15 protein-coding genes and 1 pseudogene are annotated in these 14130 nt (G+C 73.1%); 3 read left to right on the top strand and 13 right to left on the bottom strand.

Features of this window, described 5'->3' with window-relative positions:
- Positions 1-13: 13 nt before the first annotated feature.
- The 3 genes and pseudogenes from AB0I60_RS07715 to AB0I60_RS07705 all read right to left on the bottom strand — a co-directional run.
- The gene (locus AB0I60_RS07715) at positions 14-616 is read right to left on the bottom strand and encodes a response regulator transcription factor (protein WP_360726623.1); all 603 of its coding nucleotides are present in this window, start codon (positions 614-616) and stop codon (positions 14-16) included.
- Positions 613-771, bottom strand: coding sequence for a hypothetical protein (locus tag AB0I60_RS07710; protein WP_360726622.1), 159 nt, complete (start codon positions 769-771; stop codon positions 613-615). The genes AB0I60_RS07715 and AB0I60_RS07710 overlap by 4 nt, the downstream gene beginning before the upstream one ends.
- Positions 772-911: 140 nt before the next feature.
- Positions 912-1064: pseudogene (locus AB0I60_RS07705) on the bottom strand (histidine kinase); the annotation flags it as partial.
- Here AB0I60_RS07705 and AB0I60_RS07700 point away from each other — a divergent pair.
- On the top strand, positions 1003-1371 hold the full coding sequence (locus AB0I60_RS07700; protein WP_360726620.1) for a hypothetical protein: 369 nt from the start codon (positions 1003-1005) through the stop codon (positions 1369-1371). The pseudogene AB0I60_RS07705 and the gene AB0I60_RS07700 overlap by 62 nt on opposite strands.
- A 68-nt stretch (positions 1372-1439) precedes the next feature.
- On the opposite strand, the gene AB0I60_RS07695 is transcribed toward AB0I60_RS07700, so the two are convergent.
- From AB0I60_RS07695 to AB0I60_RS07660, 8 genes are all read right to left on the bottom strand, one after another.
- Positions 1440-2171, bottom strand: a complete 732-nt coding sequence (locus AB0I60_RS07695) for an ABC transporter permease (RefSeq protein WP_360726618.1) — start codon at positions 2169-2171, stop codon at positions 1440-1442.
- Positions 2168-3058 (bottom strand): ABC transporter ATP-binding protein, encoded by an 891-nt coding sequence (locus AB0I60_RS07690; RefSeq protein ID WP_360726616.1) that lies wholly within the window; start codon positions 3056-3058, stop codon positions 2168-2170. Before AB0I60_RS07690 ends, AB0I60_RS07695 begins: the two co-directional genes overlap by 4 nt.
- Positions 3059-3324: 266 nt before the next feature.
- Positions 3325-3909, bottom strand: coding sequence for a superoxide dismutase (locus AB0I60_RS07685; protein WP_360726614.1), 585 nt, complete (start codon positions 3907-3909; stop codon positions 3325-3327).
- A gap of 150 nt (positions 3910-4059) precedes the next feature.
- Positions 4060-5445, bottom strand: a complete 1386-nt coding sequence (gene cysS, locus AB0I60_RS07680; protein WP_360726613.1) for a cysteine--tRNA ligase — start codon at positions 5443-5445, stop codon at positions 4060-4062.
- A gap of 241 nt (positions 5446-5686) precedes the next feature.
- Complete coding sequence (locus AB0I60_RS07675) at positions 5687-6736, bottom strand: ABC transporter ATP-binding protein (RefSeq protein ID WP_360726611.1); 1050 nt, start codon at positions 6734-6736, stop codon at positions 5687-5689.
- Complete coding sequence (gene modB / locus AB0I60_RS07670; RefSeq protein WP_360726609.1) at positions 6733-7533, bottom strand: molybdate ABC transporter permease subunit; 801 nt, start codon at positions 7531-7533, stop codon at positions 6733-6735. Before modB ends, AB0I60_RS07675 begins: the two co-directional genes overlap by 4 nt.
- On the bottom strand, positions 7530-8294 hold the full coding sequence (modA, locus tag AB0I60_RS07665) for a molybdate ABC transporter substrate-binding protein (protein ID WP_360726607.1): 765 nt from the start codon (positions 8292-8294) through the stop codon (positions 7530-7532). Before modA ends, modB begins: the two co-directional genes overlap by 4 nt.
- Positions 8295-8297: 3 nt before the next feature.
- Positions 8298-8696 (bottom strand): TOBE domain-containing protein, encoded by a 399-nt coding sequence (locus AB0I60_RS07660; protein WP_360726605.1) that lies wholly within the window; start codon positions 8694-8696, stop codon positions 8298-8300.
- A 301-nt stretch (positions 8697-8997) separates the two neighbouring features.
- On the opposite strand from AB0I60_RS07660, the gene AB0I60_RS07655 reads away from it, so the two are divergent.
- Both AB0I60_RS07655 and AB0I60_RS07650 read left to right on the top strand, forming a co-directional pair.
- On the top strand, positions 8998-11358 hold the full coding sequence (locus AB0I60_RS07655) for an immune inhibitor A domain-containing protein (RefSeq protein WP_360726603.1): 2361 nt from the start codon (positions 8998-9000) through the stop codon (positions 11356-11358).
- A 115-nt stretch (positions 11359-11473) separates the two neighbouring features.
- Positions 11474-12049 (top strand): hypothetical protein, encoded by a 576-nt coding sequence (locus tag AB0I60_RS07650; RefSeq protein ID WP_360726601.1) that lies wholly within the window; start codon positions 11474-11476, stop codon positions 12047-12049.
- Between the two features lie 707 nt (positions 12050-12756).
- On the opposite strand, the gene AB0I60_RS07645 is transcribed toward AB0I60_RS07650, so the two are convergent.
- Positions 12757-12915 carry a hypothetical protein gene (locus AB0I60_RS07645; protein WP_360726599.1) on the bottom strand — a complete coding sequence of 53 codons (159 nt, stop codon included), beginning with the start codon at positions 12913-12915 and terminating at the stop codon, positions 12757-12759.
- Positions 12916-13059: 144 nt separating this feature from the next.
- Complete coding sequence (locus AB0I60_RS07640; RefSeq protein ID WP_360726597.1) at positions 13060-14082, bottom strand: GDSL-type esterase/lipase family protein; 1023 nt, start codon at positions 14080-14082, stop codon at positions 13060-13062.
- Positions 14083-14130: the final 48 nt, after the last annotated feature.

The raw sequence follows: 14130 nt of genomic DNA, 5'->3' as shown, positions 1-14130 counted from the left end.
GCCTACGTGCGGTCTACAGCCAGCCGCTGTCCTCGGCCACGCGCACGGCCTCCGCCCGGGTGCGCGCGCCGGTCTTGCCGATCGCCGACGAGAGGTGGTTGCGGACCGTGCCCTCGGACAGGTGCAGCGCCCTGGCCAGGTCGGCGACCGTCGCGCCGTCCTTCGCACTGGCCAGCACGTCCCGCTCCCGGCCGGTCAGCGGGCTGCGGCCGGTCGCCGGCGACTCGGCGGCCAGCGCCGGGTCCACCACGCGCAGCCCGGCGTGCACCCGGCGCACCGCGTCCACCAGCTGCTCCGGCGAGGCGTCCTCGACCACGAACCCGACCGCGCCGGCCGCCATCGCCCGCGCCAGGTAGCCGGGCCGGCCGAACGTGGTGCACACGACCACCCGGCACGACGGCAGCGCCGCCCGCAGGTCGGCGGCGGCCAGCCCGTCCCGACCGGGCATCTGCACGTCCAGCAGCGCCACGTCCGGCGCCGTGCGCAGCGCCGCCGGCACCACCTCGTCGCCCGCGCCGACCTCGGCCACCACCTCGATGTCGGCCTCCAGCCCCAGCATCGCCGCCAACGCGCCGCGCACCAGCGCCTGGTCGTCGGCCAGCAGCACCCTGATCACGTGACCTCCCCCCACGCCGCCCCGTCCCGCACCACCGCACCGCCCGCGCCCCCGGCGCGCACGACCTCGGCGCGCAGCCGGTAGCCGCCGCCGTCGAGCGGACCGGCCTCCACCGTGCCACCGACCTCGGCGAGCCGTTCGGCCAGGCCCGCCAACCCGGTGCCGGGCGCACCGACGCCCGTGCCGCGCCCGCCGCGCGCAACGCCGCCCGAGCGCCCACCACCTCCGCCGACAACGACACCTCGCGGTACCCCGACACGGTCGCCCGCACGTCGCCGAGCACCTGCCGGTTCAGGTTCTCGATCCCCTTGACCTCGTCGTAGGCCCGGTCGCGCTCGTCGGCCTCCAGCAGCCGCCGGGCCGGCCCCGCCTTGACCGTGATCGTGGTGAGGCTGTGCCCGAGGACGTCGTGCAGGTCGCGCGCGAGCCGGTTGCGCTCCTCGGTCACCGCCAGCGTCGCGATCTCCTCCTGCGCCGACTTCAACGCCTGGTTGGCCCGGAACAGCCGGCCCAGCGACACCATGCCGACCGACACCGACAGCAGCGTGATCAGCTCGCCCGCGTCGCGCGGCAGGGCGTCGGTGGCGAGCGCCACGCAGGCGGTCGTGCGGCGGCGTTCGTCGTCGCAGCGCTCCAGCAGCGCGGGCATCAGCAGCCAACTGCCCGAGTACAGCGCCAGCAACGCGACCGACACGACCTTGAGCCAGGCGTCCCGCTCGCCGTCCACGATCCCGTACACCACGCCGGGGACGTAGAAGGCGATGAACAGGGAGCTGAACGCCAGCCACTCCCACCGCACCTGCATGGCCGTCAACCCAGGCCGTCAGACCCGGCCGGCGCGGAACCGGCGGGCCGCCACCAGCCCGAGCACCAGCACCCACGCGCCCAGCACGAGCAGCGCGTGCGCGACCGGGGCGTCCGGCACCAGCGGGGCCTGCGCGAGCTGCTTGGCCCAGTACGTCGGCAGCACCTCCATCACCGACCGCAGCCAGTCCGGGGCCACGTCCGACGGGATCCAGATGCCGCCCAGCAGGCCGAGCAGCATCGACGCGCCGGCCGTGAGCGCCTGCATCCCGTCCGGCGTCGCCACCAGCCCGATCACCACGCCCACCAGCACGAAGGGCACCGCCGCCGGCCACAGCGCGAGCAGCACGGCCGCCCACTGCCCGACGCCGAGCCGCACGCCCTCGCCCACTCCCACCGCGCTGACCAGCACGATCGCCGGCAGCGCGACGAGCATCCCGAGCACGCCCTTGGTCACCACGTACCCGGCGCCGGTCAGCGGGGTCAGCCGGAGCTGCCGCTGCCACCCCGAGCCGCGCTCGACGGCGATCCGCGCGCCCGTGGACAGCGGACCGGACATCACGCCGAACAGCGCCATGTTCATCATCAGCGACGTCACCACCGGCAGGCCGTTGGGGAACGTTTGGCCCGCGCCGCCGCAGAGGTTCACGAACAGCAGGAACATCACCGCCGGCAACGCCACGGCGAGGATCAGGTAGCGGCCGTTGCGCACCGCGCGCCGCACTTCGAGACCCAGGAAGCGGAGGTTCACCGGCCCTCCCCCGTCAACGCCAGGAACGCGTCCTCCAGGCCCAGCGCGGTGACCTCCACGTCGTGGGCCGCCGGGTAGGCGGCCAGCAGCGCCCGCAGGGCCGCGTCCGAGTCGTCGCACACCAGGTGCAGCACGTCGCCCCGGGTTCCCGCGCTGCGGGCACCGGGCAGCGCGCGGCCGTCGAAGCCCGGCACGACCGCCTTGATCGTGCGCCCGGAGACGGTGGCCCCCACCTGCGCGACCGAGCCGTCCGCGACCACCCGCCCGGACCGCATGAGCACGACCCGGTCGGCGTAGTCCTGCGCCTCCTCCAGGTAGTGGGTGGCGAACAGGACCGTGCGCCCGGCCTCGGTGTAGGCGCGCATCGCCTGCCAGAACCGGCGGCGGGTCTCCACGTCCACGGCGACCGTCGGTTCGTCCAGCACCAGCAGGTCGGGCCGGGGGACCAGGGCGAGCGCGAACCGCAGCCGCTGCTCCTGGCCGCCGGAGAGCCCGGTGCACCTGCGGCCGGCCAGGTCCGCGATCCCGGCCTGGGCCAGCACCTCGGCCACCGGCAGCGGTGCGCGGTGCAGGGCCGCGACCAGCCCGACCGTCGCGTCGTCCAGCAGCGACCCGCTCTGCAACACGGCGCCGACCGCGCCCTCCACGACCGCCTGCCTCGGCGTGCGCCCGAATACCGACACCTCGCCGCGATCGGGCTCGGTCAGCCCGAGCAGCACGTCCACCGTGGTCGACTTGCCCGCGCCGTTCGGGCCGAGCAGCGCCACCACCTCGCCGGGCGAGATGACGAGGTCCACCCCGTCGACCGCCCGCACCTCGCCGAAAGCCTTGTGCAGCCCGCGCAACGCCACCGCCGCGCCGGCCCGGACCGCTGTCGCCTGTGTCATGGCCCCAGCGTGTCCACCCGGCCCGGCCCGGACGCAGTCGAGTCGTCACGATCCCCGCACGACATCCGTCATGGGCAGGCGCTGCCCGAATGAGTCCACCGGCTGCATTCACCGGCCTTCACCTGGGACGTTCCCGCGAACACGCGGCAATGCGGTGAATACGCGGCCGGCAGCCGGGGCAATTGTTCGCCGACCGCGCGGAAATCGAGTGGGATTCCGATTCCGCGCGGGACGGGCGGGGCCGGCGGCCCCGCCCGTCCGCGAGGTCAGAACTTGACGGTCGCGCAGCCCAGGCGAGGGCCGGCCGTGCCCGCCTTGCCGGGTTCGGTCGCGGTCTTCTCGGCGTGGATCACGACCGAGCCGGCCCGCCGGTCGTCGAACTGCCACGGCACGACGGAGGTCACCACGGCCCGACCGCGCGAGTCGGTGGTGAAGTCGAGCCAGATCTCGTTCCTCGGGTTGGCGTACTCGGGGTCGACCGAGGGCTGCTTCGGGTCGACCACGTGCTGGTGGTGCGCGCCCGAGTCGGCCGGCAGCAGGCCGCAGGGCTTCTGGTGGGCGTGCGAGCCGTACGTGCGGTTGGGGACCAGGCCCCACACGCTGAGCTGCACCTTGGTCGAACGCCGCTTCGGCGTGGCCACCACCATCACCTTCGAGCCCGGCTCGATCAGCGCCGAGTCGTAGGTGAAGGCGTTGGTGGCCTGGTCGGGCGGCGCGAACCGCCCGATCGTCACCGCGTTGCCGCCGTGCCCGTGCCCGTGACCGTGTCCATCAGGGGTGTGGGCGGAAGCGACGCCGGCGGCGGCCACGAGAGCCGTGGCAGCGCCGAGCAGGGGAAGGAGACGTTTCACACCTCATGCCTTTCCGAATAGTCGGCGGCCGTTTTGTCCGTACTGCCCGCACGCTAGCACAATGATCATGGAACGATTCGCCGGCGGAATCCGCGACTCCGGTTCCCCGGACCCCGCTGAACACCACGAACCTGCGAATGCACCACCAGGTCACGCGTCCTGGTACCACCATCGGGTGGTATCGGAGGTGTCCTCGATGACGATGCCACGTGCGCGCAGCGCGTCCCGGATGCGGTCCGCCTCGGCGAACCGGCGCGACGCCCGCAGCTCCCGCCGCAGCGCCAGCTCCGCCTCGACGTCACCGGCCGCGCCGCCGTCGCCCGCCACCGATCGGTCCAGGTCGAAGGCGTCGAACAGCCCGTCGGCCTCGCGCAGCAGGGCGAGCGCGGACGGGCCGGGCGGCTCGCCGCTGCGGTTCTGCTCGCGGACGTACTCGAACAGCGCGGCCACCGCACCGGGGGTGTCGAGGTCGTCGTCCAAGTGGGCGAAGAACCGCTCGCGGGCCCGTTCGGCGAGGTCGCGCGCGGACGTGCTCTCCGGACGGCCGGGTTCGGCCAGACGGGCGAAGTTCTCCACGCGCCGGCGGGCCGCGCGGGCGTTGGCCAGCGTGACGTCGGTGAACTCCATGGACGACCGGTAGTGCTGGCTGAGGAACGCGTACCGCAGGGTCCGGAAGTCGGCCAGCTCCAGCGCCTGCCGGATGGTCAGGAAGTTGCCGGAGCTCTTCGCCATCTTCGCGCCGTCCACCCGCAGCAGGCCGGCGTGCAGCCAGTACCGGACCAGCGGAACCTTCCCGGACGCCGCCTCCTGCTGCGCGATCTCCGCCTCGTGGTGCGGGAAGATCAGGTCGACCGCGCCGCCGTGCAGGTCGTACTGCGGTCCGAAGACGGCCTCGGTGATCGCCGTGTCCTCGATGTGCCAGCCCGGCCGGCCCGGCCCGAGCGGCGTCTCCCAGAACGGCTCGCCGGGCTTCTTCGCCTTCCACAGCGCGAAGTCGCCGGGGTTGCGCTTCTGCGCGTTCTCGTCGACCCGGGCGACCGAGTCCTCCGCCTCGACGTGCGTCCGGCCGGAGAGCTTGCCGTAGTCCGGGAAGCTGTCCAGGTCGAAGTACCAGCCGTCGGCCAGCCGGTAGGCGTGGCCCCGGTCGATCAGCGCCTGGACCTGCGCGACGATGTCGTCCACGTGGTCGTGCGCGCGTTCGTAGGTGTCCACGGAGTCGTTGCGCAGCGCGGCCATGTCCTCCCGGTAGCGGGCCTCGAACCGGGCGGACAGCTCGTGGGGCGGGATGCCGAGCTGCGCCGCCCGGCTGATGATCTTGTCGTCGACGTCGGTGATGTTCTGCGCGTAGGTCACCCGGTAGCCGCGCCTGCGCAGGAAGCGGGCCAGGAAGTCGAAGTGGGTGTAGGTCTTGGCGTGGCCGAGGTGGCTCGCGTCGTAGACGGTGGGCCCGCAGACGAACATCCGGACTTCGCCGGGGGTGATCGGCTCGAACGGGTCCTTGCGCCTGGTCAGCGTGTTGTAGAAGCGGATGGGCACCGGAGGGTCTCCTCGACAGGCGGGGCGGGAAGCGGTCGCTACGCCTGGGCCCGACACTCCGCGACGACTCGGCGCACGACGCCGGCCGAGAAGTCGTAGATCACCCACATGACGCCGAGCCTACCAGGCGGCACGGTGCGTGATGGGTGGTTCGGGCTGGTCGGTCGCGGTGGGAGGACTACCGTCGCGCGAGGTGGCGACCGTCCACTCCGGACGGTGCACCGCCCGGGGTGCGCGGCGCTCAGGCGGGGTACGTGCGGATCTCGGTGGCCTTGAGCGCCGCCCACAGCGGGTCGCCCGGTCGCACCCGCAGCTCCGCCAGCGCGGGCGTGGTGATGTCGGCCAGCACCGGGGGCGTGCCGACCAGCCGGACGCGGGTGGTGTGGGCGTGCTGCTCGACGTCGGCCACGGTCACCGGCCAGGTGTTGCGCGGGCTGCCGCCGGGCGGCTCCGGGTGCAGGCTGACCGCGCTCGGCGGGAACGCCACGTGCACCGCGCCGGACGCGGGTTCGGCGACGGTGAGGGTGCCGCCGCCGGCCAGCGCCACGGTCGTGCCGTCGGCCCGCCCCCGGTAGAGGTTCAGGCCGACCAGGTCGGCCACGTAGCCGGTGCGCGGTCGGCGGGCCACGTCGGCGGGCGGCCCCTGCTGGACGACCCGGCCGCCCTCCACGACGACCAGCCGGTCGGCGAGCACCATCGCGTCCAGCGCGTCGTGGGTGACCAGCACGGTGTGGCCCGGGAAGTCGGCCAGGTGCCGGCCCAGCTCCGCGCGCACGGCCTGGCGGGTGCTCGCGTCCAGCGCGGCCAGCGGCTCGTCGAGCAGCAGCAGGCGCGGGTCCGTGGCGAGGGCGCGGGCCAGCGCGACGCGCTGCGCCTGGCCGCCGGACAGCGCGCGGGGCCGGGTCCGCGCGTGGTCGGCCAGGCCGACGCGGTCCAGCCACCCGAGCGCGCGGACGCGGGCCTCGGCGCGGGGCGTGCCCCGGGCGCGCAGCCCGAACGCGACGTTCTCCAGCGCGCTGAGGTGGCCGAACAGCAGGTGGTCCTGGAACACCACGCCGATCGGGCGGCATTCGGCCGGCACGAAGACGGCGGGCGGCTCGTCCCACGGCTCGTCGTCCAGCCGCACGTGCCCGGCGGTGAGCGGCAGCAGCCCGGCCAGCGCGCGCAGCGCCGTCGTCTTGCCCGCGCCGTTCGGCCCGAGCAGCGCCACCACCTCGCCGGGCGCGACGGTCAGCGGCAGGTCCAGCCGGAACCGCTCGCGGGTGACCCGCAGGTCGGCGCGCACGGTCACGGCGCACCCCCGACCCACCGGTCGCGCAGCCCGGCGAGCACGCCCACCGACACCACCAGCAGGACGACGCTGAGCACGGTGGCGGCCTCCGGCTCGGTCTCCAGCGCCAGGTAGACGGCCAGCGGCATGGTGGTGGTCTCGCCGGGGAAGTTGCCCGCGAAGGTGATGGTGGCCCCGAACTCGCCCAGGGCGCGCGCCCAGCACAGCACCGCGCCCGCCATGACGCCCGGCGCGATCGTCGGCAGCGTGACCCGCCGGAAGGTCAGCCACCGGGACGCGCCCAGCGTGGCCGCCGCCTCCTCGAAGCGGGGGTCGGCCGCCCGCAGCGCGCCCTCCACGGCGATCACCAGGAACGGCATGGCGACGAACGCCTCGGCGACCACCACGCCGGCGGTGGTGAACGGCAGCGAGATCCCGAACCACGCGTCGAGGTGCTGCCCCACCAGGCCGCGCCGCCCCAGCACCGCCAGCAGCGCCACGCCGCCCACGACCGGGGGCAGCACCAGCGGCACGGTGACCAGGGCGCGCAGCAGCCCGCGCCCCGGCAGGTCGGTGCGGGCCAGCAGCCAGGCCAGCGGCACGCCGAGCACCAGGCACCCGACCGTCGCCAGGCTCGCGCAGACCAGGGACAGCCGCAGCGCCTCACCCACCTCCGGCCCGGCCACCCGGCCGGGCAGCTCCGACCACGGCGTGCGGACCAGCAGCCCCCCGAGCGGGACGAGCAGGAAGGCCAGGCCCAGCAGCGCGGGCAGCACGAGGACGGCGGGCGGTCGTCCCCGGGCCCGGCGGGTGGTCACGGCCCGTCGAACCCGGCCCCGGCGAGCGCGGCGCGGCCGGCGTCGGACCGCACGTACGCCACGAACGCCGTGGCACCGGCCGCGTTCGGGGCTTTCGCCGGCGGCGCGATCGGGTAGTCGTTGACCGCCCGGTCGGCCTCCGGGAACTCGATCCCCTCGACGTCGCCGCCGGCGGAGCGCACGTCGGTCCGGTAGACCAGCGCGGCATCGGCCTCCCCGAGCCGGACCTTGGTGAGCACCGCCTTGACGTCCTGTTCCAGGGTGTCCGGCCTCGGCGTCACCCCGGCGGCCTCGAACGCCTTCTTCGCCGCCGCGCCGCACGGCACCTGTTCCGCGCACAGCGCCACCACGGCCTCCGGCCTGGCGAAGTCGGCGAGCCCGGTGACCTTGCCGGGGTTGCCCCGGGGAACGGCGATCTGGAGCCTGTTGCGGGCGAAGACGACGGGTGGCGCGGTGACGGCGCCCGCGTCGACCACCTGCTGCATGGTGGCCGGCGCAGCGGACGCGAACACGTCGGCGGGTGCGCCCTCGGTGATCTGCCGGGCGAGCGCGGAGCTGCCGGCGAAGTTGAACCGGACCCTGGTGCCGGGGTGGGCGGTCTCGAAGCCCTTGCCCAGCGCGGTGAACACCTCGGTGAGCGACGCGGCGGCGAACACCGTGACGTCCCCGGTGACGGCACCGTCCGGGGTGGTCGGCCGGTCGGACGCGCCGCAGCCGGCCAGGCAGGCGGCGACGGCGAGCGCGAGGGCGGCGCGGAGCACGGGTCAGCCCTCCGGGATCTCGACGACGACGTGCGTGGACTTGATGGAGGCGACGGCGACGCTGCCGACCTCCAGGCCGAGTTCGTCGGCGGCCTCCCGGCTCATCAGCGACACCACCCGGAACGGACCGGCCTGCAGCTCGACCTGGGCCATCACCACGTCCTTGACCACCCGGGTGACGATGCCCCGCATCCGGTTGCGGGCCGACGCGGCGACGGTCGTGCCGGGTTCGGCGGCGTCGGCCAGCCGCCGGGCGAACTCGGCCAGCTCCCGCCCGGCGATCCCCTTGCGCCCGCTGTCGAGCTGCACGGCGGGCAGCCGCCCCTGGTCGACCCACCGCCGCACGGTGTCATCGCTGACCCCCAGCAGGGACGCGGCCTCGCTGATCCGCAGATTCGGCACGAAGGCATCCTAGACGCCGCAAACGCGGATCGGACAGGCCCAGTCCGCCCGGTGGTCCCGAACCCGCGAATCCCGTGACCCGAAGCGGTCGGGTGCGGACGTCAGGACCGCGTGGCACCGGCCGTACGAGAACGGACGAGTCGGGCAGACCGGACGCGGAAGCGGGTGTCCGGGCCTCGGATGAGCCCGGCGGGCGCAAGGGCTTGGGCCATTCCGCTCCCGACTTCCGGCTGTGCCGCTGGGGCCGTCCCGGCGCATACCGTCCGCACGAACCTCTTTCACCTATCAGCGAGGGGGACTCGTGCGCAGACTCCTAGCCGGCGCAGCAGCGATCGCGCTGGCCACTGCGGGCATCACGATCATGCCCGTGGCCGCCGCCGCGGCACCCGACACCAGCACCGACACCGTCCAGGCCCGACCCGACGAACTGCCCAACCCGCTGGAGGACAAGCGCCGCGCACTGCGCCAGGAAGCGCTGGCGAAGGTCCTCACGGGCGAGGCGACCACCGAGAAGCGCGGTGCGAGCACCGTCGTCAAGGTCGGCAGCAAGGACGCCAGGAAGTCCGGCCAGAAGGCCGCCAAGGTGGACCAGTACGTCGAGCTGGAGCGCGAGAAGGTCGACAAGATCTTCGTCGTGCTCGCCGAGTTCGGCAACGAGCGCCACCCGCAGTACCCCGACCAGGACACCTCGCCCGGCACCGCCGGCCCGGTGCGCTTCGACGGGCCGAAGCACAACGAGATCCCCCAGCCCAACCGGGGCGTGGACAACACCACGATCTGGCAGCCGGACTTCAGCCGCCAGTACTTCCAGGACCTGTACTTCTCCACCGCGCCCGGCGCGAACTCGGTGGCGAACTACTACGACAAGCAGTCCTCGGGCCGCTACAGCGTCACCGGCTCGGTGACCAACTGGGTCAAGGTCCGCTACAACGAGGCCCGCTACGGCCGTTCCGACGGTTTCCCGTGCGCCTCCAACGTGTGCAACAACAGCTACGAGCTGGTGCGCGACGCGGTGACGCAGTGGGTCGCCGACCAGAAGGCGGCGGGCCGCACCGACGAGCAGATCCGGACCGAGCTGGCCACGTTCGACGAGTGGGACCGGTACGACTACGACGGCGACGGCGAGTTCAACGAGCCGGACGGCTACATCGACCACTTCCAGATCGTCCACGCGGGCGGCGACCAGGCCGACCGCGACCCCTGGCAGGGCGAGGACGCCATCTGGAGCCACCGGGGCTACGCGTTCAAGAACTACAACACCGGGCCGGGCACCAACAAGCTCGGCGGCGCCCCGATCGGCGACACGGGCCTGTGGGTCGGCGACTACACGATGCAGCCGGAGAACGGCGGCGTCAGCGTGTTCGCCCACGAGTACGGCCACGACCTCGGCCTGCCGGACCACTACGACATCAGCCAGGGCGGCACGAACAGCGTCAACTGGTGGTCGCTGATGGGCCAGACCCGGGTCGGCGAGCCCGGCGAGGCACCGGGCACCCGCGCCAACGAGCTGTCCGCGTGGGACAAGCTCCAGCTCGGCTGGCTGGACTACGAGGTCGCGGTGGCGGGCCAGGAGCGCACCTTCGACCTCGGACCGCACGAGTACAACACCGCGAAGGCCCAGGGCCTGGTGGTCGTGCTCCCCGACGTGTCCAAGACGTTCACCTACGGCAACCCGTTCGCGGGATCGAAGATGTGGTGGAGCGACAAGGGCAACGACATCGACCACTCGATGACGCGCGCGGTCGACCTGACCGGCAAGACGACGGCGGAGCTGACCCTCAAGGCGCGCTACGAGATCGAAGAGGACTTCGACTACCTCTACGTCGAGGCGCAGAACGCCGATGGCAGCTGGACCCAGTTGGACGGCACGTCCGACGGCAAGCCGTTCCTGCGCGACTCCGGCAACGCCCCCGCGCTCAGCGGGACGACCGGGGGCCGCTGGGTGGACATCAAGGTGCCGCTGGACGCGTACGCGGGCAAGAGCACCAAGATCCGCTTCGCCTACCGGACCGATGGCGGCCTGGCGCTCCAGGGCTTCTTCGCCGACGCGCTCAAGCTGACCGCCGACGGCGCGACGGTGTTCGAGGACGGCGCGGAGACCAACGCGGGCTGGGCGCTCAAGGGCTTCCGGGCCACGGCGGGCACCGAGACGAAGGCGTACGACCAGTTCTACATCGCCTCGAACCGGACCTACGAGTCCTACGGCAAGTACAACAGGACCGGTCCCTACCGGTACAGCTTCCCGGACAAGCCGAAGTGGGTGGAGCACTTCCCCTACCAGGACGGCCTGCTCGTGTCGCTGTGGGACACCAGCTACCTGGACAACAACACCAGCGAGCACCCCGGTGAGGGCCTGATCCTGCCGATCGACGCGAACCCCGCGCCGATCTACAACCTCGAAGGCGGCGTCTGGGCGCCCACGGTCTCGGGCTACGACGCGCCGTTCGGGTTGCAGAAGTCGGACTCGTTCACCCTGCACATCAACGGCAAGGCGTCCTACGTGCGCGGCCAGCCGGCCAAGCCCGTGTTCGACGACACCAAGCAGTTCTGGTTCCCGCAGACCCCGACCGCCGGCGTGAAGACGCCCGGGGTGGGTGTCGGCCTGAAGGTGCTCTCGCAGAACGGCACCTCGATGAAGGTCAAGCTGTTCAAGACCAAGTGAGGCCGGTGATCGCCCACCGGGCGTAGGTGCCCGGAGACCGGCCGGTAGACCGTTCGGCGCCGGACGTGATCCATTCAGTGTCACGTCCGGCGTCCGTCCGGCGATGTAGACGGACATGGTGAGATCTCGTGGTGCGGTAGCCGCCGCCGTCCTGGCCGTCTCGCTCGGCGCGTGCGCCCAGCAGGTGTCCCCGGCCGCCTCGGTCGAGTCGACCACGCGGACCAGCGAGCCGCTGCGCATCAGCCTGTGCGCGAGCGCGGGCGAGCTGACGGCGTGGATGCGGTCCGAGGGCCTGCCGGTGGACGACGCGAAGTGCGTGGACGAGTCGACCGACAGCCGCGCGCCGCGCGCGTACGGCAAGTGGACCTTCCCTCCCGGCGGCCGTGACGGGTCGCGCGTGGAGTCGGTGGAGATCTCGGTGTTCGCGGACAGGGGCGCGGACGGCGCGAGCGCGTTCGACAGCATGAAGGGCTCCTACCCGCCGCACGAGCAGCGCACGGTCGCGGGCAACTACTCGCGGGTCGCCAACGCGCGCGGCAAGACGATCGTCAACCTGCCGGAGCTGGCCGAACCGCTGGACATCACGATCACCACGACGGCGGCCACCGCGTCGGACGCCGACTACGCCGCCATCCGCGCCGCCCACCTGCGCGCGCTCGACCAACTCGTCCCGGTCCTGACCCGGTCCTGACCGGCGTGCCGCGAACCGGTGCCGTGGAGCCGGTCGTGAGCGGCTTTCGCGTACCACCCCGACAACGCCACCCGCGCAAGGCCGCGCGGGTGCGCGCGATACCCGCCGGCGGCCGGTTCATTCCCGGTTCCGCCGCGAACCCCGGTATTCGGCATTCTCCGACAACGCACCGCCGACGGGTGCGCCCGCCACCTCCACCGACCACGGTCGGGATGGAATATCCCGATTCGCCGGAATGCGCAAGAAAGGAATACGCCGACTCCGGGACACCGCCGGACGAATGCACTGCGGAGGCACTCGGAGCAGTGGCCGGTTTCCCGGTTTCACCCGTTCGGCCCCTTACGTGGCGAGAGCACCGCGCAATACGGTCTCGTCGGGCCGTGCGAATGGGGCAGCACGGCAATGGGGCGGACGAACGGCAATGGGCGGCACGGCACCGGCTGGGGAAGAGGCGGCGGTTTCACCACCTGACTCGACGACGGTCCTTTACTGTGAATAACCGCACATCGGCCACGGCACCGAAAAAGCATTGACGTCGAAAGACCCGAGCCACGCGTCAGGCGAGGTCCCCCAGTCCCGCCTGGCGCACGCGAGGGGTCGGGGGGTCCGTCCACGGGACTCCCCGACCCCGTCTTTCCACGCTCCTCCCCCGGTTCACCGGCCACCCGTACCCGTGCTTCCCCCGTGGTCCGCGTTTCGGGCGGCGGTCAGGCCGTGGGCCCTGCCCCCGCCCGCGCCCGGCGGCGGCGCGTGAACGTCCGGTCGGCGGCGCAGCCGGCCAGCAGCGCACCCGACACCAGGACCAGCGATTCCCCTCCGTGGACCGCGCACGCGCAGACCAGGACGGTCCAGAGCAGCAGCCTCATGGGACAAGGCTAGGGACGCACGTCACAGCCGTCGAAGGATTTGAGCAGGGCTTAGGGTTGCGCCTGCGGACCTCCGCCAGGCACCCCGATCCGGCCCCGCTCGGCCCCGCCACCACGGTCGGCGCCGGGGCCACGACCGGTGGGTCAGGCGACCGCGTGCAGGTTGCCGTCCGGGCCTTCGAGGCAGCGGGCGGTGGTGGTGCCGCCGTTCACGAACTCCGTCACGCACCGGCCGAGCTGGGCGTGCGCGGCGGCGTTCGGGTGGAACGACTGCTGCGCCAGGTGGATGCCGATCGCGTCCAAGCCGCCGTTGACCAGCGCGTACGGGTCGACGGTGAGCCGGCGCTGCCACTCGCCGGTGGTGCTGCCGCCCCTGCTGCACGCCTCGCGGCCCTCCGTGGCGCGGGAGAAGTCGAGGAACTTCACACCCGAGCGGGACGCGACCCCGCGCAGCGCGTCGGAGAGCTGCGGCACGGCCACCGTGCGCCCGTAGCCGGCGTCCGCCAGGCGCAGCGGGCAGCCCTGCGGGCCGTGCAGCAGCTTGTCCATCTTCTCGGTCACCGGGGACGCGTAGGAGGTGAGCACCAGCGAGTACGACGAGGCGGCGTAGCCGGCCTGGGTCATCGCGGAGCGCACGTCCCGCAGCGCGGTCTCCACCTTGGGAGCCATGGCGGCCAGCCGGGCGGGCCACTGGGCGGCCAGCTCCGAGCGGCAGCTCGGCCCGAACGGGTTCACCCAGGCAGCCACGCAGTCGACCATGGTGTCGGCGAACCTCGGGTCGTCGTTCGCGCCGACCTGCACGAGGACCGTGGTCACCCGGTACTGGCGGGCCAGGTCGACCAGCCGCCGCGCCTGGGAGCCCTCGGTGTAGTGGGTGGTGTCGGCCAGCGACACGTTCGCCGAGTCCGCGCCCGAGCAGGCGAGGTTGAAGGTGCGCTCGGCGAGCGCGGTCCGGTGGATCATCGACTGGGTGGAGCGGTGGCACCAGTTGCCGTTCTGGCCCTCGGTGCCCGGCTCGTAGGAGCCCGCGCCCTCACCGGACATGGCGCTGTCGCCCAGCGACACGACCGCCGTCTGACGGGTGTCCACCGCGCCGGCCGACGACGGCTGCACCACGAGCGAAGCTCCGACGAGCGCCACCGCGCCCACGACCCGACTCCACGACACCGCGCGACCTCCACCGCTCGTGGCGCCCGCCAGTGGACGCGAACTCAC

The organism is Actinosynnema sp. NPDC050436, assembly GCF_040655415.1.
Classification (GTDB): Bacteria; Actinomycetota; Actinomycetes; order Mycobacteriales; family Pseudonocardiaceae; genus Actinosynnema.
The sequence above is the reverse complement of the archived record's forward strand: the minus strand, read 5'-3'. Positions and strand labels throughout refer to the sequence as shown.

Coding starts and splice junctions, on each gene's coding strand:
- AB0I60_RS07690 (WP_360726616.1), bottom strand. CDS start 3,058: ATGACACAGGCGACAGCGGTCCGGGCCGGCGCGGCGGTGGCGTTGCGC.
- AB0I60_RS07650 (WP_360726601.1), top strand. CDS start 11,474: ATGGTGAGATCTCGTGGTGCGGTAGCCGCCGCCGTCCTGGCCGTCTCG.
- AB0I60_RS07645 (WP_360726599.1), bottom strand. CDS start 12,915: ATGAGGCTGCTGCTCTGGACCGTCCTGGTCTGCGCGTGCGCGGTCCAC.